The organism is Streptomyces sp. SID12501, assembly GCF_010550245.1.
Classification (GTDB): Bacteria; Actinomycetota; Actinomycetes; order Streptomycetales; family Streptomycetaceae; genus Streptomyces.
This window is the reverse complement of sequence record NZ_JAAGLU010000008.1, coordinates 264,895-286,756: the sequence shown is the minus strand read 5'-3', so window position 1 is coordinate 286,756 and position 21,862 is coordinate 264,895. Positions and strand designations below refer to the sequence as shown.

At 71.4% G+C, this 21,862-nt stretch carries 19 protein-coding genes and 1 pseudogene; 9 read left to right on the top strand and 11 right to left on the bottom strand.

What is annotated here, in order from left to right:
- Nucleotides 1-92: 92 nt before the first annotated feature.
- From G3I71_RS12155 to G3I71_RS12145, 3 genes are all read left to right on the top strand, one after another.
- Entirely contained in the window at nucleotides 93-632 is a 540-nt protein-coding gene (locus tag G3I71_RS12155) for a GNAT family protein (RefSeq protein ID WP_343242939.1), read from the top strand.
- 251 nt (nucleotides 633-883) lie between these two features.
- A complete protein-coding gene (locus G3I71_RS12150) occupies nucleotides 884-3,592 on the top strand; it encodes an AAA family ATPase (RefSeq protein ID WP_343242938.1) in 2,709 nt (902 codons plus the stop codon).
- Nucleotides 3,593-3,728: 136 nt separating this feature from the next.
- Nucleotides 3,729-4,742 (top strand): hypothetical protein, encoded by a 1,014-nt coding sequence (locus G3I71_RS12145; protein ID WP_164313980.1) that lies wholly within the window; start codon nucleotides 3,729-3,731, stop codon nucleotides 4,740-4,742.
- A gap of 131 nt (nucleotides 4,743-4,873) precedes the next feature.
- Here the strand turns inward: G3I71_RS12145 and G3I71_RS12140 are convergent.
- A pseudogene (locus tag G3I71_RS12140) lies at nucleotides 4,874-4,996 on the bottom strand (IS30 family transposase); the annotation flags it as partial.
- Between the two features lie 139 nt (nucleotides 4,997-5,135).
- On the opposite strand from G3I71_RS12140, the gene G3I71_RS12135 reads away from it, so the two are divergent.
- The 5 genes from G3I71_RS12135 (at nucleotide 5,136) to G3I71_RS12115 (ending at nucleotide 12,784) form a co-directional block, all read left to right on the top strand.
- Nucleotides 5,136-7,202, top strand: coding sequence for an AAA family ATPase (locus G3I71_RS12135; RefSeq protein WP_164313979.1), 2,067 nt, complete (start codon nucleotides 5,136-5,138; stop codon nucleotides 7,200-7,202).
- 338 nt (nucleotides 7,203-7,540) lie between these two features.
- Nucleotides 7,541-7,762, top strand: a complete 222-nt coding sequence (locus G3I71_RS12130; protein WP_164313978.1) for a hypothetical protein — start codon at nucleotides 7,541-7,543, stop codon at nucleotides 7,760-7,762.
- 112 nt (nucleotides 7,763-7,874) lie between these two features.
- Nucleotides 7,875-8,186, top strand: coding sequence for a LuxR C-terminal-related transcriptional regulator (locus G3I71_RS51045; protein WP_203729985.1), 312 nt, complete (start codon nucleotides 7,875-7,877; stop codon nucleotides 8,184-8,186).
- Between the two features lie 109 nt (nucleotides 8,187-8,295).
- Entirely contained in the window at nucleotides 8,296-8,451 is a 156-nt protein-coding gene (locus G3I71_RS12120) for a hypothetical protein (protein ID WP_164313977.1), read from the top strand.
- 43 nt (nucleotides 8,452-8,494) lie between these two features.
- Nucleotides 8,495-12,784, top strand: coding sequence for a carboxypeptidase regulatory-like domain-containing protein (locus tag G3I71_RS12115; RefSeq protein WP_164313976.1), 4,290 nt, complete (start codon nucleotides 8,495-8,497; stop codon nucleotides 12,782-12,784).
- A gap of 226 nt (nucleotides 12,785-13,010) precedes the next feature.
- On the opposite strand, the gene G3I71_RS51040 is transcribed toward G3I71_RS12115, so the two are convergent.
- The 7 genes from G3I71_RS51040 to G3I71_RS12080 form a co-directional block, all read right to left on the bottom strand.
- Complete coding sequence (locus G3I71_RS51040; RefSeq protein WP_164313975.1) at nucleotides 13,011-13,340, bottom strand: FlgD immunoglobulin-like domain containing protein; 330 nt, start codon at nucleotides 13,338-13,340, stop codon at nucleotides 13,011-13,013.
- Between the two features lie 116 nt (nucleotides 13,341-13,456).
- Entirely contained in the window at nucleotides 13,457-14,020 is a 564-nt protein-coding gene (locus G3I71_RS12105; RefSeq protein ID WP_164313974.1) for a hypothetical protein, read from the bottom strand.
- A complete protein-coding gene (locus G3I71_RS12100) occupies nucleotides 14,004-14,495 on the bottom strand; it encodes an RNA polymerase sigma factor (RefSeq protein WP_164313973.1) in 492 nt (163 codons plus the stop codon). Before G3I71_RS12100 ends, G3I71_RS12105 begins: the two co-directional genes overlap by 17 nt.
- 104 nt (nucleotides 14,496-14,599) lie before the next feature.
- Nucleotides 14,600-15,250, bottom strand: a complete 651-nt coding sequence (locus G3I71_RS12095; protein WP_343242937.1) for a class F sortase — start codon at nucleotides 15,248-15,250, stop codon at nucleotides 14,600-14,602.
- Complete coding sequence (locus G3I71_RS12090; RefSeq protein WP_164314025.1) at nucleotides 15,247-15,627, bottom strand: Tat pathway signal sequence domain protein; 381 nt, start codon at nucleotides 15,625-15,627, stop codon at nucleotides 15,247-15,249. Before G3I71_RS12090 ends, G3I71_RS12095 begins: the two co-directional genes overlap by 4 nt.
- 200 nt (nucleotides 15,628-15,827) lie before the next feature.
- The gene (locus G3I71_RS12085; RefSeq protein WP_164313972.1) at nucleotides 15,828-16,484 is read right to left on the bottom strand and encodes a response regulator transcription factor; all 657 of its coding nucleotides are present in this window, start codon (nucleotides 16,482-16,484) and stop codon (nucleotides 15,828-15,830) included.
- Nucleotides 16,481-17,632 (bottom strand): sensor histidine kinase, encoded by a 1,152-nt coding sequence (locus tag G3I71_RS12080; protein ID WP_164313971.1) that lies wholly within the window; start codon nucleotides 17,630-17,632, stop codon nucleotides 16,481-16,483. The genes G3I71_RS12085 and G3I71_RS12080 overlap by 4 nt, the downstream gene beginning before the upstream one ends.
- A 456-nt stretch (nucleotides 17,633-18,088) precedes the next feature.
- Between G3I71_RS12080 and G3I71_RS12075 the strand changes: the two genes are divergently transcribed.
- Nucleotides 18,089-19,519 carry a vanadium-dependent haloperoxidase gene (locus G3I71_RS12075; protein ID WP_239149089.1) on the top strand — a complete coding sequence of 477 codons (1,431 nt, stop codon included), beginning with the start codon at nucleotides 18,089-18,091 and terminating at the stop codon, nucleotides 19,517-19,519.
- 93 nt (nucleotides 19,520-19,612) lie between these two features.
- On the opposite strand, the gene G3I71_RS12070 is transcribed toward G3I71_RS12075, so the two are convergent.
- The 3 genes from G3I71_RS12070 to G3I71_RS12060 form a co-directional block, all read right to left on the bottom strand.
- Nucleotides 19,613-20,572, bottom strand: coding sequence for an alpha/beta fold hydrolase (locus G3I71_RS12070; RefSeq protein WP_164314023.1), 960 nt, complete (start codon nucleotides 20,570-20,572; stop codon nucleotides 19,613-19,615).
- 98 nt (nucleotides 20,573-20,670) lie between these two features.
- On the bottom strand, nucleotides 20,671-21,441 hold the full coding sequence (locus tag G3I71_RS12065) for an enoyl-CoA hydratase/isomerase family protein (RefSeq protein ID WP_164313970.1): 771 nt from the start codon (nucleotides 21,439-21,441) through the stop codon (nucleotides 20,671-20,673).
- On the bottom strand, nucleotides 21,438-21,854 hold the full coding sequence (locus tag G3I71_RS12060; protein ID WP_164313969.1) for a Zn-ribbon domain-containing OB-fold protein: 417 nt from the start codon (nucleotides 21,852-21,854) through the stop codon (nucleotides 21,438-21,440). The genes G3I71_RS12065 and G3I71_RS12060 overlap by 4 nt, the downstream gene beginning before the upstream one ends.
- Nucleotides 21,855-21,862: the final 8 nt, after the last annotated feature.

Genomic DNA, 21,862 nt, shown 5'->3' with positions numbered 1-21,862 from the left:
GGGCCGAGAGCCGAGGGCTGCTCATGCTCGCGTACCTGACGGACATTCGCGGTGAGCGGATCGTGGTGGTGCAGGGCTGACAGGATCGCCTCGTGATCAAAGCCTCGGTGACCATGCGCGAGCTCGTTGTCGGTGACTGGCGCGCTGTTCATGCCTTCGCCGGCCTGCCGGAGGCTTGCCGCTACCAGGTGTGGGGGCCGAACACCGAGGAACAGACGCGGGACTTCGTCCAAGGCGCGGTGGATGCCCGGTTGCGGTCCCCGCAGGCGAGATTCGTGTACGCGGCCTGTCTCGACGGTGAACTCGTCGGTATCGGCGAGCTGAAGGTTCGTAGTCCGGCCCACCGCCAGGGCGAGATCTCCTATCTCGTGCATCCTCGGGTGTGGGGTCGAGGCGTGGGCACAGTCATCGGCGGGGAACTTCTCGGCACAGGGTTCGAGCTGCTGGGACTGCACCGGATCTATGCGACCTGCGATCCTCGCAACGGCGCGTCGGCCCGGGTGCTGGGCAAGCTCGGCATGGCCCACGAGGGCCGGCACCGGCACACCGCGCTGATCCGGGACGGCTGGCGTGACTCCGAGGTCTTCGGCATCCTCGACCAGGAATGGGCGCGGCGGCCTGTGCCTGAATGATCGTGCGGGATTTCGAAGGAACCTCTGGGTGCGCTGATCATCGAGTCGGCCGTGCCGTGGACCCCGTCCCGAGACCCTGAGCTTGCCGCGAACGGCCCGCCGAATGAGGCGTACGAGGCGTGGGCGGCGTAGGAGGTGGGACGAACGGGGCCGTCGGTTTCGCGGACGTCCCGGCCATGGACGGCGTGTCGCTTCCCCGCGACGATGCGCTGGGACCGACGGCATGGAGGTGCACCGTGGATGCCCCCTTCGTGGGACGCACTGAGGCGCTCGCACTGCTGGAACAGGCGCTGGACCGGGCGCGTACGGGCGTCCCGCAACGAGTGCTGGTGGAGGGCAGGGCGGGCATCGGCAAGACGGCTCTCGTACGGCGGTTCATGGCCCTGGCGGGCCTGCCGCGTGTGCTGTACGCCGAGGGGGACGAGGCCGAGTCCGGCCTAGCCTTCGGGGTGTTGGGCCAGTTGCTGGCCGACGCTCCCGGCGCGCCGGCGGGCGGCGACGGATGGGTGGACTCGTCGGCGGCGGGGGCGGCGCTGGTCGAGGTCATCGGCAGGGCGCAGGGGCCCGGCGGGGACACGGTGGCCGTCGTGGTCGACGACGCGCAGTGGGCGGACCGTCCCTCATTACAGGCCCTGACCTTCGCGGTACGGAGACTGCGCGCCGACCGGGTGGTCGCGATCGTGGTGGTACGGGACATCCACGACGTGCTGCTGCCGGGGGGGCTGCGCCGGCTGTGCACGGCCGCGGACGTGGTGCGGATCAGACTCGAAGGGCTGGCCCCTGCCGAACTCGGCCTCCTCAGCCGCGGACTGGGCACGGGACGGCTCACGGCCAGGGCGGCCGCGCGGCTGCACACGCACACCGCGGGCAACCCCCTGTACGCCCAGACACTGCTCGAACAGTCGGGCCTCGGTCTGCTCGACGACCTGGAGCGTTCCGGCAGCACCCTGCCCGCGCCGAAGTCCTTCACCGCGCTCGTGCTGGCCAGGCTCTCCGCCTGTGCCCCCGCGACCGAGGCCCTGGTGAGCGCGGCAAGCGTGCTCGGTGTCCACGGCGCTCTCGACGCGGCCGCCGAACTCGCCGGCCAGGACAATCCGCTGCCTGCCCTGGAACAGGCCGTGTCCGCAGGGCTGTTGACCGAGCGGGTGGGCGATCTCGTGGTGCGTTTCCCGCACCCGCTCATCCATGCCGCCGTCTACCACCGACTCGGCCCCGCCCGGCGGGCCGCGCTGCATCTGCGCGCCGCCGGCCTCACCGGTGACGAGTCGCTGGCCCTGCGCCATCGGGCCTGTGCGGCGACCGGTCCGGATCGTGCGCTGGCGGCGGACCTGGCCGCGCTCGGCCGTCGGCTCGCCTCCGAGAGGGCCTGGTCGAGCGCCGCCGGACAGCTGTCCACCGCCGCCGGGCTGAGCCCCGACCGGGCCGCGTACGAACAGTTCACCCTGGAGGCCGTCGAATGCAGGGTGCTCGCGGGCGAGGTGCCCGACACCGCCGAAGCCGTCGAACGGATCCAGGGGTTCGCCCAGAGTGCCTGGCGCAGCTACCTCCTGGGCCGGCTCACCCTGTTCGACATGGACCGGTCCGAGGCGCTGCTGTGCGATGCGTGGAAACGCTGTGAGCCCGAGATTGAGCCGGTGCTCGGCGCGCGGATCGCCGGCCAGTTCGCCGCGCTGTACGGAAGCATGCTGCGCGGCACCGACCAGGCCGAATGGGCGCAACTGGCAGTGCGGCTCGCGCCCGACTCCACCGCCACCGACATGATCCGCTTTCTGGCGATCAGCGGGCAGGCGATGAGCGGCCGGGCCGCGCAGGCACTCACCGCGCTGGGCCGACTGGAAGCCGACCCCGCCGTCGCCTCCCCCGCGGAACTCGAGGAGCTGATGGGGCGGGGCGTACTGCGCGGGCACACCGACGATCTGGCGGGCGCGGTACGGGACTTGACGGGAGTCCTCGGTGCCTGCCACTCGCGCTCGGCGATGTTCCGGGTGATCGCCGCGAACATACTCGCCTGGTACGAGTACCAGTCGGGCCACTGGGACGACTCGATGGTCCACTGCGATCTGGCGCTGTCCCTGGCAGCCGACACCGACCAGCCCCACATCGCCTTCAGCTGCCATGTGAACGCCGCGCTGGTCCGCTCCGCCCGCGGAGACTGGGCCGAAGCCGCCGGACACGCGCGTGTCACCCGGGAGTACGCGGCCTCGGGCCACCCCTATCCCCTGGTGCAGGCGGCTCTCGCCGCGGCCTACCTGGCCCGCGCCCGCGGGCGCCCCGAGGAAGTCGTCGCCGCCCTGGAACCGCTGCTCGCACTCGGTCGGCGCGGCCCGTTCGAGGAACCGGGGCTGATTCCCTGGCCGGATCTCCTCGCCGACGCCTGGACGGCGCTCGGCGAACACAAACGCGCCGAGGAAGCCCTGGCCCCGTACGAAGAGCTGGCGGCCGAGCGTGTCCATCACGGCGCTCTGGCCCTCGCCGCCCGCAGCCGCGGAAATCTGGAGGCCGCGCGGGGCGACGCCGCTGCGGCCGAACAGGCCTTCCGGGCCGCTCACAGCCATGCCGAGCACGCCCGGGCGCCGTTCGACCGGGCGTTGCTGCACCTCGCCCACGGACAGTTCCTGCGCCGGGCCGGCAAGCGCACCCTGGCGGGCGAGCAGCTGCGGGCCGCCAGGGAGATTCTCGTACGGCTGGATGCCAAGCCCGACCTGGAGTGCTGCGAAAGGGAGTTGGCGGCCTGCGGTCTTGAGACCGGGGAGCGCGGGACCCGCGGGGCGGCCCTCCTCACCCCGCAGGAGGTGGCGGTGGCCCGCAGGGTGGCTTCCGGGCTCACGAACCGGCAGGTGGCCCGCGAACTCGTCATCAGCGTCAAGACCGTCGAATACCATCTCGGCCGGCTCTACCCGAAGCTCGGCGTCGACTCGCGCCACCAACTCGCCTCCCGGCTCGCCGACGGACAGGACTAGGGAGTTCCCGGGGACGCTCCCCGGTGCCGCCACGCGGCCCGCCGCCTAGCGTCGGTAGTGCCTTCGGGGGAACGCCCCCGGAGGGAAGTCCGACTCGGGGGAGCGTGCCGAAGTGCCCGGTAACACCGATTTCATCGTGACCACCATTCCCAACGCCAAGGTCAAGGCAGTGGCCGAGCGCGTGGTGAAGGAGTTCCGGCTCGCCGCGGACAAGGTCGCGGCACACCATGGGGAACCTGACAAGTTCCCGATGCCCAGCGGCAGTTCCGCGACGGAACACCTGCTGGCCAGGCGGTTCAAGACCCTTACCGAGGGTCAGAAGAAGGAGGCTGCGGGGCGGGTCGCGGCGGACCTGAAGAACGGGGCTGCCCGCTCGAAGAAGCTCGGCGACCTCGCCAAGGTCGATCTGCGGTCCCCGACTCCGGTCGAGGCCCAGGTCCGGAGCATCCCGTTCCCGGACAGCCTGAAGTTCCCGGCCGACGAACTGCGCGAGGTGCCCGCGACCGCGGTCCCGGAGAGCGCGCAGGCGGTGACCGCGGTGCCGCTGAACAAGCTGAACCTGCGGCTCCACCGGGTGAAGTGCGTGGAGGCGACAAGTGAACTGGGGGCGGACGAGATCGATTGGGGCGCCTGCGAGATCGACGAGAGCGGCGACACCAGGAAGATCTCCCCGTTCAGGGTGCGCAGCTTCAAGGACGGGGACGTGCAGACGTATGCGCCGGCCAAGCAGGTCACCTTCTTCAGCCTGACCGAGAGCACGGTGCAGTTCCCGAAGTCGTACTTCGTCACCATGGTGCTGGCGGAAGTGGACTCGGGCGACTTCGCGGACTTCCTCAACGACCTGCTCGCCAAGGTCAAGACGCAGGTCGTCGCCGCGATCGCGGCCGCCGTCGGCGGGGCGCTCGGTTCACCCGGAGGGCCGATCGGCATCGCCATCGGTATGGCCGTGGGCGTGGTGGTCAGCCAGATCTTCGAGTACCTGAAGGGCTGGTGGGGCAACGAGTACTTCCAGCCGGTCACCGTCAGCACGGTCGTTCCGTCCCTGACCAGCCGCTGGAACGGCAGCTCGGACAGCCCGGAGCGCACGGTGGTGTACGCGGGGCACGGCGGTAGGTATGAACTGGTCTGCAGCTGGCAGATGCGCAACTGACAGCTGTTCGACCGGCGGCTGCCGGGACACGGGGACCGTCCCCGGAAGGGGGAGCGTGTGTGCTCCAGGCGGTGCCGCTGTCGGCCAAGGCCAACGGCGGCACCGTCGCGTCGGGGACGGTCCCGGTGTCCGGTGGCGCGCTCGACCCGGGTGCCGATGGCGGACTTCCCGTCCTTGCCGATGATGAGGTCGCCCTCCCAGCGTCCGGGCACGGCCCGGTCCTCCGCCTCGGCGGGACGTTCGCCGATCATGACCGTCGGGTCGGGACGGCCGCAGTCGACGTGCCGAGCCCGGTCACTGCCGCGATCGTGGCATGCTGCGGTGTCGACGCTCGTACGGGCGTTCGGTGCTCCGGGCGTGCAGACCCTGGGCGGGGTGGGGAAGGCGGGTCGGATGGAGCGCTCTGTCGAGGACGGCCTTCCGCCTGTGCTGCCCAGCCTCGGTGCTCCGCGTTTTGTCGGACGGGCTGCCGAACTGCAGCGGCTGACAGACGCGTTGGGCCGGCCGCCGGCCGCGGTTCTCGTCGAGGGTGAGGCCGGAATCGGCAAGAGCCGGCTCGTTCAGGAGGCGTTGGACGAGCCCGGTATCGCCGCCCGACGGCCGCTGGCCGCCATGTGTCCCCCGTTCCGGGAGGCCCTCACCCTGGGCCCGGTCGTCGATGCCGCCCGCGATGCCCAGCCCGATGTGGCCGAGTTGGCCCTCACTCCGCTCGCCGGGGTGCTGCGCCCGCTGTTCCCGGAGTGGGGGCAGGACCTGCCGCCGGCCCCCGAGGCGCTGTCGGACGCGGGCGCCGCCCGGCACCGGCTCTTCCGCGCACTGGCCGAACTGCTGGACGCCATGGGCGTAGGCGTGCTGGTCCTGGAGGACGTCCACTGGGCCGACGAAGCCACCCTGGACTTCCTGCTGTTCCTCACCTCCCGTCGGCCCCGCCGGATGAGCCTCGTGCTGACCTACCGTCCCGAGGACGTGGCGCCGGACTCCGCGCTGATGCGGCTGACCTCCCGGCCCCCGGCCGGCACCGGGTACGTAAGGATCAGTCTCGGCGCCCTGGACGTGCCGCAGACCGCCGAGTTGATGTCGTCGATGCTGGACGGGGAACACGTCTCCGAGACCTTCGCGTCGTTCCTCCAGGAACGGACCGACGGTGTGCCGCTGGCCATCGAGGAGTCCGTGCGGCTGCTGCGCGACCGGGCCGATCTGGTCCGGCGCGACGGCGAGTGGGTGCGCAGGACGCTGGCGGACATCGCGGTGCCGCCCACCATCCGGGACGCCGTTGCCGAGCGCGCCTCGCGCCTCACCCCGGACGCACAACGCGTGCTGCGGGCTGCCTCCGTGCTGGCCGAACCGGTCGGCCCGGCCGTCCTCGCGACGGTGAGCGGGCTCCCGGACAACGTTGCCGGGTCGGCCGTCGACGCCGCCGTACGCAGTGGGCTGCTCGGCGAGGACCGGGCCGGTCGGGTCAGTTTCCGGCACGCGCTGGCGGCCCGCGCCGTCTACGACATGACGCCGGCGCCCGACCGCCGGGCTCTGCACCGGGGAGCGGGCAGCTCACTGCGGGCCATGACACCGCAGCCGGTGGCCCGGCTCGCCCACCACTACCGGGAGGCCGGGGACACCGGGCGGTGGCGCGAGTACGCGGAACGGACCGCCGACCTCGCGCTGGCCTCCGGGGACCACCGCACCGCCGTCGGACTGCTGCACGAGTTGCTCACCGGGAGCGACCCGCCCGCCGCCTCGGTGGTGGCCCGGTGGGCGCAGAAGATGCCGGTCCTGGCCTACGCCGGGCTCGTCGCCCGCGGCGACCTGATCCGCGCGCTGCGTGGGGTGCTGGACGGGGAGGCGCTCGCCCCGCACGACCGCGCGGCCGTCCGGATCCAACTGGGGAGGATGCTGCTGCAGGTGGCCGAGTACGCCGCCGCAGCAGCGGAGTTGGAGAGGGCGCTGCCGGATCTGGTCGGCGATCCGTTCCAGGCCGCCTGGGCGATGAACACGCTCGGCAGCCCGCCGAGCACCATGATGTCCGCCGAGGAGCACCGCCGTTGGCTGGACCGGGCAGCCGACGCGGCCCGGCTGCCGATGACGGCGGACCAGCGGCTGGCTCTGGTGGGGGACCGGGCAACTTCCTTGCTGGAAATGGGAGATGAGGTCGGCTGGGCCGTGGCCGCGGAGCTGCCCGACACCGCGACGACCCCGGAAGGAATGATGCAGCTGGCCCGCGGCGGACTCAACATCGGTAACTCGGCCATGCGTTGGGGCCACTACGACGAGGCCAGACAGTTGTTGACGACCGGGCTGGCCAGGGCCGAAGAACACCGGTACCAGCGGCTCCAGGACATGATCCGGGTGACGCTGGTGCACCTGGACTGGTTCACCGGCGCCTGGGACGGACTGGCCGAACGAGCCGCCGCGCTGGCAGGGGTCGTAGCTGCTCGCCAAGGAGTGCGCACGAGGTCGAATTAGCTCGATCGTGTGATCGTCCGCCTGTGGGCTTGCGGAGCCCTGGGCCGATCGGGCTAACGTAGTCGTGCGACCTGGGACACCGGGTACGGCGTCAGCGTGCGGGGCCCCTGCTCTACCAGAGGATGGTTCAGGGCCTCCCCGTCGCCTCTGGCCGTACCCACCTGGCCAGGTCGCGCAGGGAACTGGCCTCCCGGGCCCGGACCACGCACAGGATGCGTGTCGCCACCCGGGGTCGAGTACGCCGGGGACCAGCTCGCCCAAGACCGTTCGGGGCGCGCGGCTGAGGGGCTCACTCCCGCTCAGTTCACAGGAACGGTGGAAGAGGGACCCGTGACGCCATGCTGATCACGGCCCTGCTGGACGGGGCGGTCGGCGGCAGCGCAGCGGATACCGGCACCGCGGCGGTGACCGAAGGCGGGATCGGGACCGCCGAAGAGCGGCTGCGCCAGGTGCTCGACGCGGGGCTGCGGCGCGGCAGCGTGGATCTGCCGCTGGAGCCCTCGGCAGCCCTGGTGCGGATCCCGCTCGCCGAGGGGTCGGCCGCAGAGCACTGGGGCTGACGGACGGGCGGCCTGCCTGCTGACAGCGAGGGACAGGGACACCGGACTGGCCGAACTCGCCCGCACGCAGGCCGGGTTCACGGCTCTGGGAGCCCGGACGGACGCCGCCCGGGTGCACGCAGCGCGCCGTGCGGCCGGGGCGCCGGTACGAGAGGTGTGGCGCGGCGGGCGGCGCGGCTACGGCGACCAACTGTCCCCGCGCGAGCTGGAAGTGGTCCGGCTGATGCTCACCGGTCTGACCAACCCGGCCATCGCACGGGCACTTTCCCGCTCCCCGAAGACCATCGCCGCGCAACTGAACTCCGCGATGCGCAAATACGGAGTGACCTCGCGTACCGCACTGGCGGTCAGCCTGACCCAGGCCGGAATCACCCCGGCGGAACCGGCGGAAGGCCGTGTCACCGGCGCGGAGTCCGATCTTTAGGTCATCCGCCCCATCGCGAGGACACGCGGCAGCCGTCGATACTCAGTGCGCGCAGGGTCCGCGAGCCCGCCTTCACCTGGACATGACCGGAGAGGCATCCATCCGTCGGATGAGCAGCACACCTCCTGAACCGAAGTCCGACGTGCCGCCCGCCGGAGAGCGACACCCCGAACCAACGCCCGCCGCACCGGGCGTACTTGCCGACGACACGACGGCAGACCCCGCCTGCGGGGACGACCCGTACAGCGACTACGAACCTCTCTGATCCCGGCCCGACCGGGTCCTGAACGCGACGAAAAGGGTGCTCCTTGCTGTCCCCCTTGCTGTCCTCAAGACGTGCGCGCGTACGCGCACCCCTCTCCCTTCTCATGGCCGGCTGTCTCGGCGCCGGAGCTCTCGCCGCGATATCACCGGCCACCGCCTCCGCGGCCACCCCCACTTCCTCGGCCTCCTCCTCCGCCGCCGACTCCTCCAGGGCCTCCGACCTGCTCAACGCCGTGCCGCAGGACAACGTCCCGCAGAACTACGTCCCGGCCGGCTGCAACAACCCGAGCGTCGAGGACGGCGTGGCCCAGTGCTTCGCCGACGTGCGCACCGGCTCCGACCACATCGTCAAGCCGCAGGCGGTCGCGCCCCCGTCCACGGCGCTGGGCCCGGCCGACATCCAGGCGGCCTACAGCCTTCCCGCCGGAGGCGAGGGCCGGACGGTGGCGATCGTCGACGCGTACGGCAACTCCCACGCCGAGGCCGACCTGGCCGAGTACCGCAAGCACTACGGGCTGCCCGAGTGCACCACCGCCAACGGCTGCTTCCGCAAGGTCGATCAGAACGGCGGCACGGACTACCCCGTCGACGACGCGGGCTGGGCACTGGAGACCGCGCTCGACCTCGACGCCGTCTCCGCCGCCTGTCCGGCCTGCAACATCCTTCTCGTGCAGGGTGATTCGGCAACGCTGGACGACCTGGGCACCGCGGTCGACACCGCCGTACGCCTGGGCGCCAAGTACGTCTCCAACTCCTACGGTCTGCCCGGCGAGGGCGCCTTCCAGACCGCGTACGACCACCACTACGACCATCCCGGGGTGGCCGTGGTCGCGTCCACCGGCGACACCGGCCATGTCCAGAACTGGCCCGCCACCAACCCCAACGTGGTGGCCGCCGGCGGCACCCGGCTGACCCGCACCGAGGACACCGCGCGCGGCTGGACGGAGTCCGCCTGGACCTCCGGCGGCTCGGGCTGCTCGCTGTACGAGGCCCAGCCCGCCTATCAGAGGGGGCTCGCCACCGGCTGCGACACCCGGGCGACGGCTGACGTCTCCGCGGTCGCCGACCCCGCGACCGGCCTTGCCGTGTACAGCACGGCGGGCCAGGACGGCTGGCTCCAGGTCGGCGGCACCAGCCTCTCCGCGCCGCTCATCGCGGCGATGTACGCGCTGGCGGGCACCCCCGTCGAGGACACCTACCCGGTGACCTACCCGTACATCAACGCCTCCGGGCTGACCGATGTCACCGAGGGTGCCAACGACGACTGCGGCACGGTGGTGTGCACCGCCGGCGCCGGCTGGGACGGGCCGACCGGTCTCGGCACCCCGGTCGGCGTGTCCGCGCTGGCCTTCGGCGTCCATGGAACGCTGTCCGGACGAGTCACCGACAGCGAGTCCGGCGCCCCGCTCGCCGGTGCGGGGCTGGCCATCTCCGAAGAGGGGACGGACGGCCGGGAGTACCGGATCACCACCGACGCCGAAGGCGCGTACAGCCTTCCTGTCGCGGTGGGCGACTACCGGATCACCGCCACCGACTTCGGCTACCGGGAGATCACCCGCTCCGGAGTGAGCGTCGCCGAGAACCAGAGCACCACCGCCGACCTGGCCCTGGTGAAGCTGCCCACCCGCACGGTGTCCGGCACGGTGAAGGACGGCAGCGGGCACGGCTGGCCCCTGTACTCGAAGATCACCATCGACGGCTACCCGAACGGCGCCCTCTACACCGACCCCTACACCGGCAAGTACAGCGTGGAGCTTCCGGAGGAGGCCACCTACGACGTCCACGTGGCCCCGGTCTACCCCGGCTACCGAAGCACGGACCGACGCGTCCCGGTGGGCACGGCCGACGTACGTACCGACGTGGCCCCGGACGTGGACCTGGCGTCCTGCGTCGCACCCGGCCACGCCTATCCGGCCGAGACCGGCTTCGAGGGCTGGACCGGCACCACGCCGGAGCACGGCTGGACCGTCGTCAATCACGGGACGGACGGCGCCGCCTGGGACTTCGCCGACAAATCGGTGTGGAACTTCACGGGCGGAACCGGGAACTGGGCCTCCGCGTCCCCCTACACCCGGGGCGTCCCGGAGGACACCGAACTCGTCTCCCCCACCTTCAGCCTGGCAGGCCAGACCTCACCCGTCCTCGGCTTCAACGCCGCCTACGCCCCCAGCAAGGACTCGGTGGCCGACGTCGACCTCAGCCTCGATTCGGGCGCGACGTGGACCACGGTGTGGCACCGGGACACGGCCGAGTACCTGGGCCACGCCGAGGTTTCCCTGCCCCAGGCGGCAAACGCGAAGCACGTGAAGGTGCGCTTCCACTACTCCGGCAGCGGCCTGTCGCTCTGGCAGCTCGACACCGTCACGGTCGGCTCCTGCGCCGCCGTGAGCGGAGGCATCGTCGCCGGAAAGGTCGTCGACGGCAACACGGGCGACGCCATCACGCCCGCCACCGTCACCGACACCGCCGACCGCTACGCGACGGCGACCACCGTCGCGACCCCCGACGACCTGGCGCTGGCCGACGGCTACTACTGGCTGTTCAGCGAGCCCACCGGACGTCACACCTACCGGACGGCCGCCGCCCGCTACTCCACCTCGACCGGCACCCTCACCACCCGGCCGGACAAGGTCAACCGGTTCGACCGCACGCTCAAGGCGGGCCTCCTGAAGGTGAGTTCGGACGCACTCTCCGTCAGCGAGTCACTGGGCGGATCAGGCAGCAAGAAGGTCACCTTCACCAACAAGGGGCAGGCGCCGATACACGTCAACCTCGGTGAGCAGAGCACCGGTTACACCTCACCGGACGGCACCCCCACGACCACGTCGGACTCCTCGGCAGGCGCCCCGACGCTGCGCGTCAAGGGCAACTACGCACCCGGACCGATGAGTTCCACCGCCTCGGCCTCGAAGAGCACGCCGAGCGACCTGCCGGCCACGGCAGCGGCGGCAGCAGCAGGAGCAGCGTCGACCGGGCCCTGGACCGGCATCGCCGACTACCCCGGGCCCGTCATGGACAACGCGGTGGGCACCTACCAGGGCAAGGTCTACTCCGTCGCCGGAGTCTCCGGCATCTTCGGCGGGGAGTACCTCAAACACAGCTATGTGCACGACCCGTCCACCGACGCCTGGACACCCATCGCGGACCTCCCCGAGGCCCTGGAGTCACCCGGCGGGGCGTTCATCGACGGGACCATGTACGTCGCCGGCGGCTGGGCCGCGGACGGTGCCCACGCCACGCTCTACGCGTACCACCCCACCACCGACGACTGGACCCGCCTCGCCGATCTGCCCCAGGCGGTCGGCATGCCGAACGTGACCGTCCTCGGCGGCAGCCTGTACGTCATCGGTGGCTGTACCGGATCCGGCTGCAACGACATGGTCAGCACCGTCTACCGGTACACCCCGGCCACCGACACCTGGACCCGCCTCGCGGACTACCCGTTCGACATGGAACGCGCGGCCTGCGCCGGCATCACCGGTGAACTGGTCTGCGCCGGGGGCCTCTCGGGCAGCGACGCAAAGGCGGAGACCTACCGCTACAGCCCCTCCGCCGACACCTGGACCCGTGCGGCCGACATGCCCGACCCGCGCTGGGGCGCCATCGCCAGTGGGAACGACGGCAGGCTCCAGGCCGTCGGCGGCATCGCCGCACAGGACGCGGTCAACACCGTCGTCGAATACGACCCGGTGTCCAACACCTGGTCCGACCTGCCCAACTCCGGCTCCGCCGTCTTCCGGGCCGGCGGCGGCTGCGGGATCTACCGCGTCGGCGGCATGATCTCGCTCTCCGAAACCGCCTCCTCGGCCGAGGTCCTGCCCGGGCACGACCAGTGCGACGGCGACGACGTCACCTGGCTGTCGGCGGACCGGACCTCGTTCGACCTCGCCCCCGGCCGCTCCACCACGGTCACCGTCCGCGCGGACGCCTCCGCTGTCGCCACGGCGGGCACCTACACCGCGCGGCTCACTTACAGCACCGACGGCCCCTACGCCGGAGCATCGGTCAAGGTCAGCCTCAAGGTCACCATCCCGCGCACCTGGGGCCATCTCTCCGGAACGATCACCGACAGGCGCACGGGAGCGCCGCTCGCCGGGGCCACCGTCCAGATCTGCCCGGCGGCACACGCCGGAGCGACCGGCTGCGACCGCCGCGTCCACACCGTACGCACGGTACGCACCGACTCCGACGGCCACTACGACCTCTGGCTGGACGCCCGCCCCGGCCCGCTGCGGATCACGGCCTCGGCCACCGGTCACCGCCCGGCATCCAAGGAGGTGACCCTGCTTCCGGGCCGCGCCACGACGGCCGACCTGTCGCTGACCGTGACCTGATCCCACCGCCACCCGCGCACCCCACCGCCACCCGCCCACCTCACGCCCACCCGCTCACACCGCGCCCACCCGGACTCTCTGTCCGGGTGGGCGCGGTGTGAGCGGGGGATCAGGAGAGAGTCTCAGCCGGGTTCGATGGCCCGCAGCACGCGCTGCCCGATGTGCGCGAGCTGCTTGACCTGCGCCTTCGTCAACGGGACCCGACGGATGGAGGCCGCCGCGCCGCCTACGACCGCACCGCGACCGAACCCTTCACGGTCGCGGACCGTCCCACGTGGTCGGCCGCCGGTGCGGTCAGGGTCCAGCGGTACGTCCCCGTGGGGACCTTCCTGCCGCCTGGGCCGGTGCCGTCCCACGTCGCGGAGATCTTGCCTGCGGCCGGACCGCCGGTGAGGGTACGGACGGTCTTTCCGCCGGCGGCGGAGACGATCGTCAGCTTCCAGCTCGCCGCCGGCTTCGACAGGTGCCACACCCCCGTGTACTTGCTGCCGGCCGCGCGCAGATCCACGCGGGCGGGGCTGTCGGTCGCGATGACGGCAAGGGGAGAGGTGGTCACCCGCGGCCATTTGACCGTCACATCCCCCGCGTCGGTGAGGTAGGCCAGGCTGAACGCTGTACCTGCCGGATGCCGACAGCGTGGGTACGACGGGGACGACAGGCAGGCCGGTCCGGCTACGGAGCCGTCGTGCTCCCGGGCGAGGCGGCGTCCTCGGTTCCGCTCGTCGATGGGGTGATCGCCGCCGTGGTCGGCGATGTCGAGGCCGCGGGCGTGGGCACCGGCGACTCGGCGGCCGGGACCTCGGACGTTTCGCGGGGTGCCTGGCTGGGGGTGTGCGGCTCCTCGCTGGGTGTCTGGGTGGGGGCGGGCTCGGACGGCTGCGGTGTGGCAGGCGTGGGCGTGGGCGAGCGGTCGGCGGGGGGCGCCGACGGGCTGGTCGCGGCGGGCGGGGCCTGGGGGACCGTGGGGGAGCGGGGGCTCTCGGCCGTCGTCAGGTTGAGGGGGAGGGCGATGAGAGCGGCGACGGCGCAGACCATGCCCACTCCGGCCGCCGTGCGGGTGCGTCGGCGACGGGTCGCGGTACGGCGGATCTCCTCGTAGCGGCCCGCGGGCGCGCCCAGATAGGCGGGGGCGGGGCCGAGGAGGACCAGGAGGGGGTCGTCGAGGTCGTGGTCGGGAGAGCTGGGGTCGAGCGGTCCGAATTCCGGGTCTTCGTCGTCGTCAAAGCGTGTGGTCAAGACTTTTCCTCAGGTGGGCGCGGAGTTGTTCACGGGCCGCGTGGAGGTCGGCCTTGATGGTTCCTTCCTTACGTCCGGTCAGTGCGGACACTTCCCGGATGGGCATGTCAGCGTAGTAGTGGAGGAGGATCGGCACGCGCAGTCGTTCCGGCAGCGACTGCACCAGCAGGCGGACGGACGGGTCCGACGCCTCGGTGTGGGGGCGCAGCGCCGCTTCCGTCGTCACGTGCCGCATGGCCTTGCGTTCGCGTTCCATTTTGCGCCAGTGGTCCCGGACGATGTTGGCCGCCGTCACATAGAGGAAGCCGCGCGGCTCCTCCACCGACGTCCAGCGGGCCCACAGCCGGGTGAACGCCTCAGAGGCGATCTCGTGGGCCGTCTCGTCGTCGTCGACAAGACGGCGGCACCAGCCGGCCAGACGCGGATAGAGGGCGGCGAACAGCTCGGACGCTGCCTTGTCGCGGGACCGTTTCAACGCTCTCCATGGTGCTGTCGCCACCGGTGTGGCACTCGTGGGGGAGGACGGCGGACCGGCGGCGTACGTTCCGGCGGCCCGCCATCCTTTGTGTTCCAGTGTGCTCACGGGGTCGTGGACGACGTCAGCGCGGCGAAGGCGATCACGTTGTCGAGGTAACCGGTCTCGTCCTTCGGGCCGCCGCACGTGATCAGCCGGAGTTCCGGACGGTCCACGTTCCCGTAGACGTCGTCGGTCGGGAAGTCGGCCTTGGCCACCGTACGCAGGGAGGTGACCGTGAACTCCGTCTCCGTACCGTTCTCCAGACGCGCGACGATCTTCTCGCCCCGGCGCAGCCGCGAGAGGCCGTGGAAGACGCCGTCCCCGTACGCGCCGACCGTGACATGCCCGAGGATCACCGACGGGCCGGTCTGGCCCGGCGTCGGCGAGTGCTCGTACCAGCCGGCCTGGTCGTGATCGCTGATCGGAGGGACCTGCACCGTCCCGTCGGACGCCAGGCCCAGCCGCATGACCGGGGTGTCGACCCCGAGGGCCGGTATCCGCAGCCGGACCGGGACCGAACGCCCCACGGCCCGCACGGACTTGGCGGAGGAGGTGTGCTTGCCGGCCGTCGATCGCGGCGGCGGGGAGGAGGCGTCGGGGCTCGCGGTTCCCGTCGTCCGTACGCCCCCACCGTCGGAGGAACAGCCCACGAGCAGCGAGGCGGCGGCAGCCGTGGCTCCCGTACCGAACGCCCGCCTGGAGAGCACGGTCACGCCCCGGTCGCCCGCCGACGGCGTACGACGAACAGCGCGGCGCCGCCCACGGCGAACGCGGCGGCGGCGCCCCCGCCGATCAGCGCCCCCGGCGTTCCGGAGTCCGTCGACGTCTGCGTCACCCCGGTGTTGGGCGCGCCGCCCGGAACCTCGGCGACCTGGGACGGGCTGGACCAGGTGGTGGGGGCCTCGCTGGGCACCGGGGAGGCCTCGGTGGCGGGGTCCTGGGTCGGTTCGGCGCTCGTCGCCGGGGTGGCCTCGGTCGCCGCGACGCTGGGTGTCTGGGTCGGGCTCGCCCCGTCGGCGAACGCGGGGGCGGTGCCCGCCAGTACGGCGGTGGCCGCGAGTGCCACGGCGCTGAGGACGGTACGGCGCACGGTACGGCGCATTTAATCGCTCTCTTTCGTCGTCCGCCCCGAACCGCGCCCGGAAGAGGGCGGGTTGGGCTGGGCGGGCTGAGTGACGGATCGAGCGGAGAGACGACTCGGCAGCCGGACAGGTTGTAAAGAGATGGCAAAGCCGTGCGTGGGGGTCGGGGTGGGGGCTCAGCCCATGGGGCTGCCGACGCGCCCGGTCGTCATCCGCCCGGGGTCACCAGTCCTGATTCGTACGCCACGACCACGGCTTGTGCCCGGCTGTCCAGGTCCAGTTTGCTCATCGTGCGGTTGAGGTGGGTCTTGACGGTCGCCTCGCTGATGTAGAGGCGGTCGGCGATCTCCTGGTTGGACAGGCCGCGGGCGATCAGTTTCAGAACCTCCCGTTCGCGGGCGGTCAACGTGTCCAGTTCCGGGGGCTGTCGGCAGGCGGTCTGGCGAGCGTAGGCCTCCACCAGGCGGCGGGTGACGCTGGGCGCGAAGAGCGCGTCACCGCCGGCGACGGCGGTCACGGCGGCGAGCAGCCGTTCCGGTCCGGAGTCCTTGAGCAGGAATCCGCAGGCTCCGGCGCGCAGTGCCCCGTACACGTACTCGTCGAGGTCGAAGGTGGTCAGCATCAGGATCCGGGGCGGGGGGTCGCCGGCCTCGGCGAGGATGCGTTCGGTGGCCTCGATGCCGTTCATGCGGGGCATCCGGACGTCCATCAGGATCACCTCGGGGGCGGTCCGTGCGGCCAGGAACACGCCCTCCGCGCCGTCGCTCGCCTCGCCGACCACCTCGATGCCGGGCGCGGCGCGCAGCAGCCCGACGAGGCCGGCCCGGATGAGGAACTGGTCGTCCACAACGAGCACGGTGGTCATGTGGTGGTGTCGTCCCCCTGTGGTGCGGTCCGCGCGGAGGTCGGCAGGATCAGCCGTACGGCGAAGCCCCCCTGGTCCTGCGGGCCGATGTCGATCTGCCCGCCGTAGAGCTTGGCCCGCTCCCGCATGCCGGGCAAGCCGTGTCCGCCGCCGGTTCGTACTCTGTCCGGAATCACCCCCTGTCCGTCGTCCGTGACCGAAACCGTCACCTGGTGCGGTTCGTACCTCAGCAGTACGCGCGCACTCGCGCCGGGCGCGTGCTTGAGGACGTTGGTGAGTGCCTCCTGCACGACCCGGTAGGCGCACAGGTCCACGCCGGGGGCCAGGGGGCGTTCGGTGCCCTCGACGGTCAGGGTGAGCGGGATGCCGCCGGCGCGGACGCGTTCGGTCATCTCGCCGAGGCGGGCCAGGCCCGGCATCGGACCTGCCGGGGCACTGTCGTCGGCGGCGCGCAGCAGCATGAGCATGCGGCGCAGCTCGTCGAGGGCTTCCTTGCCGGTGGCTTCTATGGTGTCGAGCGCGGTACGGGTGGTGTGGCGGTCGGTGTCGAAGACGAACCGGGCGAGACCGGCCTGTACGGAGATCACGGAGATGTGGTGGGCGACCACGTCGTGCAGTTCACGGGCGATCCGGCTCCGTTCCTCGGCCACCTCGCGCCGGGCCCGGGCGGCCTGTTCCCGGCGCAGTTGCCGGGCCAGTTCGGCCGAGCGGCGGGCCAGGACGCCGAAGCGCCACAGCATCGCCGGGTAGACGACCGCCTGTCCGACGACGGACGCCCCGGAGGCCGTGTCGTTGACCGCACCCGCGTAGATCCAGACCGCGCCCATCAGCGCGGCACAGGGGACGGAGACACGCGGCACGCGCTGGGAGGCGACGGTGTAGACGGCGAGCATGGGGCCGAAGCTGCACACCACGGGCCAGTAACCGGCCGTGATGTACACCAGCCAGATCGCGTGCACGAGACCCCAGACCACGACAGGGGCCCGGCTGCGGAGCACGAGCGGCAGGTGAACCAGGACAACCAGCACATAGGCGGTCGCGTCGAGCGGATTCTGCCCCTGACGCGCGGCCTCCGGCCCCAGCAGCAAGGCCACACCGGTCAGCGCCGCCACGATCAGTACGTCGACGGCGAGGGGACGGATCCGCATCGCAGCAGCGTAAGGCCGGCCGAGCCGACGAGGCGTCAACCTTCCGCGGTACCACGGAAGTTGCAGGAACCGCGCGGCTACCCCCCTGGGTCGACCCGGAGTGCCAACCAGCGTGGGACGACGCCACACGCTCCCCGCCCATAGCGTCCTGGACCAGCACCACGACGCAGCGCGGCCGTTCGCCGGCGGTGTGCACGTCACCTACTGAATCCACTGACCCGTCCGAGGCGTTCCGACAACTGTGCCGCCGCGGGGGAGCGGCGTAGTCGATGGGGCGAGTCGGGTGGGCCGCGGACAACGCCGCCGCTGAGTCGTTCCACCACGAAGCGCCGACACGGTGCCGCCGGCGGGAAACCGCCCGTCGCGGTCGAACGGATCGTCCGGCGGGCGCGAGCCCGGACCGACCGGAAAGGCAGAGCCGCACGACCAACGTCTCGACACAAACAGGGGGTTGATATGTCCACGAGTGTCAGATCTGTCCGGCCGAGTACGGGGATGTGGCGCCGGGTACTGGCCACGGCGGCGGTGCTGGCCACCACCGGCAGCGCGCTCACCGTCGCTTCGCAGCCCGCACAGGCGGCGCTGCCGCGACAGCAGATCGCCGATCCCGTCCACTACTGGAACGACGTCCTGCTCCAGGCCATCCGGCGTGAGGGCGGCGGACCGGGGCCGATGGCCCGTTCCGCGGCGATGCTGAACGCGGCGGTCTACGACGCGGAGAGCTCGTACCAGCTGAAGTGGAAGGGCAAGATCACCTCGGAGCCGTACATCTACGCCCACAAGTACGACGGCTGGATCGAGGGTCCCGACGAAGAAGAGCGAGTGATCGGCCGTACGGCGTACAACATCCTGCTGGGGCTGTACGGCAAGAACCAGACGCAGTTCCTCGACTCGAAGTTCCGTGAGCGGTTCGGCACCGAGCCCACCGAGTTCGATCTGCTCGACGTCACGGTGGTCAACCGCATGGTCACGCAGATGAGGAACGCGCGCAACGGCGACGGCTCCGACAACGACCAGGTGTACGTCGGCGACAACAAGCCGGGCGCGTGGCGGGCCACCAGCTACCCGGACATGCCCGATCCCTCGTGCGAGCGCGACAGTCAGGCGGTCACACCGTTCTGGGGCCAGCTGAAGCCCTTCGCCCTCAGCTCCGGCTCGCAGTTCCGCCCGGCGACCCCGGGCCTGTACGGGACGTACGAGAAACTGCTGGCCAGCGACGCCTACAAGGCTCAGGTCGAGGCGGTGCGGTCGGCCGGCGCCGACAAGCCGACCGCGCGTACACCCGTCGTCGACCGGACCCCGGATCAGGAGGCGGCGGCCTGGTTCTGGGCCAACGACCTGGACGGCACCTACAAGCCGCCGGGCCAGCTGCTTCAGGCGACCCGAGAGGTCTCCTACGCCCGCAACCTGACGACCTACGAGAACGCTCGGCTGTTCGCACTCGTCTCCATCGCCATGGCGGACGCCGGGATCGCGGTACGGGACGTGAAGTTCCTGACACCGATCGACCTGTGGCGGCCGGTGTCCGCGATCCGGGAAGGCGGGCTCGACCCGGAGTGGAAGCCGCTGCTGAAAACCCGGACGGGCGTGAATGTCAGCCCGTGCTTCCCGGCCTGGGCCTCGGGGCACGCGACGTTCGGCGCGGCCTGGGCAGGGGTGATGAAGCGCTACTTCGGCAGCGACAACATCGCCTTCGACATGACCACCGACGAGCCTCAGTCACCGGTGAAGACCCGCCACTTCACCAGCTTCAGCGCGGCGGCCACCGAGGACGCCTACAGCAGGGTCTGGCTCGGAGTCCACTTCCCGTGGGACGCGGAGGACGGCCTCACCCTGGGTGACAAGGTCGCAGCCCAGGTCTTCAACACGAAGTTGGGCAAGCTCTGAGGCCCAGCCCAAGCCAGGCCGGCCCAGTCCAGGCCCGATGCGGGTGACGGAACTCCTGCCCGTCGAGCAGGAGTTCCGTCTGCGGCAACGCACTCAGCTCGCGGAGTCCCTCAACTCCGTGAGGAACGGGATCAGCGCCGCGTTGACCTCGTCCGGGCGTTCCTGCTGCGTCCAGTGGCCGCAGCCCTTCAACAGCACCGGAGCGCGCCGCAGGTTGGGCATCAACTCCGTTAGCTGCTCGATGAGTTGGGGCGTACCCGGAAACGCCGCCACCAGGTCCTTGTCGCCGTACACGTACAGCGCGGGCGGGCTGACCACGGCCCCGTGCCAGGCCGCCGTCAGTTCCCAGTTGGTGTCGATGTTGCGGTACCAGTTGAGGGCGCCGGTGAAGCTGCCCGCGAAGCTCTCGGTGAGGGAGTCGAGGTCCGCCTCCGTGAGCCAGGCCGGGAGCTTCTCGGGGTCGCTCATCCTGTCCAGCCAGCCCTGGCCGGGCTCGACCAGCGGCTGCTTGCCGGTGCCCGAGTCGGGGTTGTCGCCGGAGGCGCCGTAAAGGGCCTTGCGGAGGGTGGTGCGCGGGTCGCGGGCCAGTTCGGCGTCGGCTACGCCGGGGAGGTCGAAGTAGTTCCAGTAGAAACGGCCGCCGAACATCGCGTCCATCACGCCCAGGGGCCGGCGCTCGCCCCGGAACGGCGGCGGCACGCTCAGACCCGCCACCCCGCGCACGACGTCCGGGCGCAGCAGCGCGGTGTGCCAGGCCACCGGCGCGCCCCAGTCGTGCCCGACGACGTACGCCGTCTCCTCGCCGAGCGCGTGGATCAGCCCGACCACGTCGCCGACCAGGTGCAGGATGCTGTACGCGGACACGTCCTCGGGGCGGTCGCTCTTGCCGTATCCGCGCTGGTCGGGGGCGACGACCCGGAAACCGGCGGCGGCCAGCGGCTCGAACTGGTGGCGCCAGGAGTGCCAGGACTCGGGGAACCCGTGCAGCAGCATGACGAGCGGACCCTCGCCCGCCTCCGCGATGTGCAGCCGGACGCCGTTCACGTCCACCATGCGGTGCTCGACGTTGTGGTGTTCGACCCTTTGGTGTTCGACCCTGTGGTGCTCGACCACTGTGCGGTTCTCAGCCATGATGCAAAGGGTATGCGTTGCTATCGCAACCGGAAACCCGGGGTCCTTGCCGAGAACAGTTCCGCCTGCCGGTCGCCCGGGAGGTTGCCGAGACGGACCAGGTGCGGGGCGAACGCGAGGGCGTGCGCGCGGGCCGCCTCCTTCGCCGCCCACACCGCCCGAACCGTGCCCTGCACCCCCTCCGGCGGATACGACGCGATGACGCGGGCGCGGTCGACGGAGGCCGCCAACGACCCACCGGGCTCGGTGACTTCACTCACCAGCCCGATCTCGTACGCTCGCGCCGCCGACACCCGCTCCGCCGTCCCCATCAGCGCCATCCGCGCGATCTCCCCGTACGGCATCCGCTGCGCCATGCCCATCGACTCGTAGGCGCTGACCATGCCGTACGTGGTGTGCGGGTCGAAGAAGGTGGCGCTCGGGTCGGCGACGATGAACTCCGACTCCGCGAGGAGGTAGAAGGCGCCGCCGCACGCCATACCGTTCACCGCGGCGATCACCGGCTTCCAGAGGTCGTTCGCCTTCGGGCCGATCATGTCGAGCGGATCGTCCACCATGTAGGGCGAGTTGGGCTGGGGGACGGTCGCACCGCGGTCGAGGCCCGTACAGAAGGCGCGCGTCCCGGACCCCGTCAGGACGATGGCCCGCACGGTGTCGTCGAAGCGCAACTCCCGCCAGACGGAGGCCAGTTCGGTGGCGGTGGCGAGGTCGATGGCGTTGAGTTTCCCCGGCCGGTCGAGGGTGACGACGGCGACCCCGGTCTCCTTGTCGGTCGATACGAGCAGGCTCACGGGCGCTCCAGGATCCACTGCGGAAGCCCGGCGGAGGAGAAGACGACCTGTACGCGTGCGCCGATGCGAATCCGTTCGGGGGGAAGGGAGTTGAGTGGTGCGTCGGGCCCGGTGACCAGGTTGCCGACCAGCCGGATGCGTGGTGCGTCCGCCAGCTCGACGACGATCACGTTGTACGGGGCCAGTTCGGCGTAGTCCGGGAGGAGCGGCGGATGCGGGACGACGTACGACCAGACGCGTCCGCGTCCACTGACCGGGCGCCACTCGCTCGCGAAGGACTGGCAGTGGGGGCAGCAGGGGCGGGGCGGAAAGCGGGGTTCGGCGCAGTCCGCGCAGGTCTGGACGCGGAGTTCGCCCCGGGCCGCGTACTCCCAGAAGGGGGCGCCGTCTTCGTCGACGACAGGGGTCAGCATCTCTCAGC

Bases quoted from the DNA above. Each gene is read 5' to 3' on its own strand.
- G3I71_RS12135 (WP_164313979.1), top strand. From the start codon at position 5,136: ATGGAGCGCTCTGTCGAGGACGGCCTTCCGCCTGTGCTGCCCAGCCTC.
- G3I71_RS12130 (WP_164313978.1), top strand. From the start codon at position 7,541: ATGCTGATCACGGCCCTGCTGGACGGGGCGGTCGGCGGCAGCGCAGCG.
- G3I71_RS12120 (WP_164313977.1), top strand. From the start codon at position 8,296: ATGAGCAGCACACCTCCTGAACCGAAGTCCGACGTGCCGCCCGCCGGA.
- G3I71_RS12085 (WP_164313972.1), bottom strand. From the start codon at position 16,484: ATGACCACCGTGCTCGTTGTGGACGACCAGTTCCTCATCCGGGCCGGC.
- G3I71_RS12080 (WP_164313971.1), bottom strand. From the start codon at position 17,632: ATGCGGATCCGTCCCCTCGCCGTCGACGTACTGATCGTGGCGGCGCTG.
- G3I71_RS12075 (WP_239149089.1), top strand. From the start codon at position 18,089: ATGTCCACGAGTGTCAGATCTGTCCGGCCGAGTACGGGGATGTGGCGC.
- G3I71_RS12070 (WP_164314023.1), bottom strand. From the start codon at position 20,572: ATGGTGGACGTGAACGGCGTCCGGCTGCACATCGCGGAGGCGGGCGAG.
- G3I71_RS12060 (WP_164313969.1), bottom strand. From the start codon at position 21,854: ATGCTGACCCCTGTCGTCGACGAAGACGGCGCCCCCTTCTGGGAGTAC.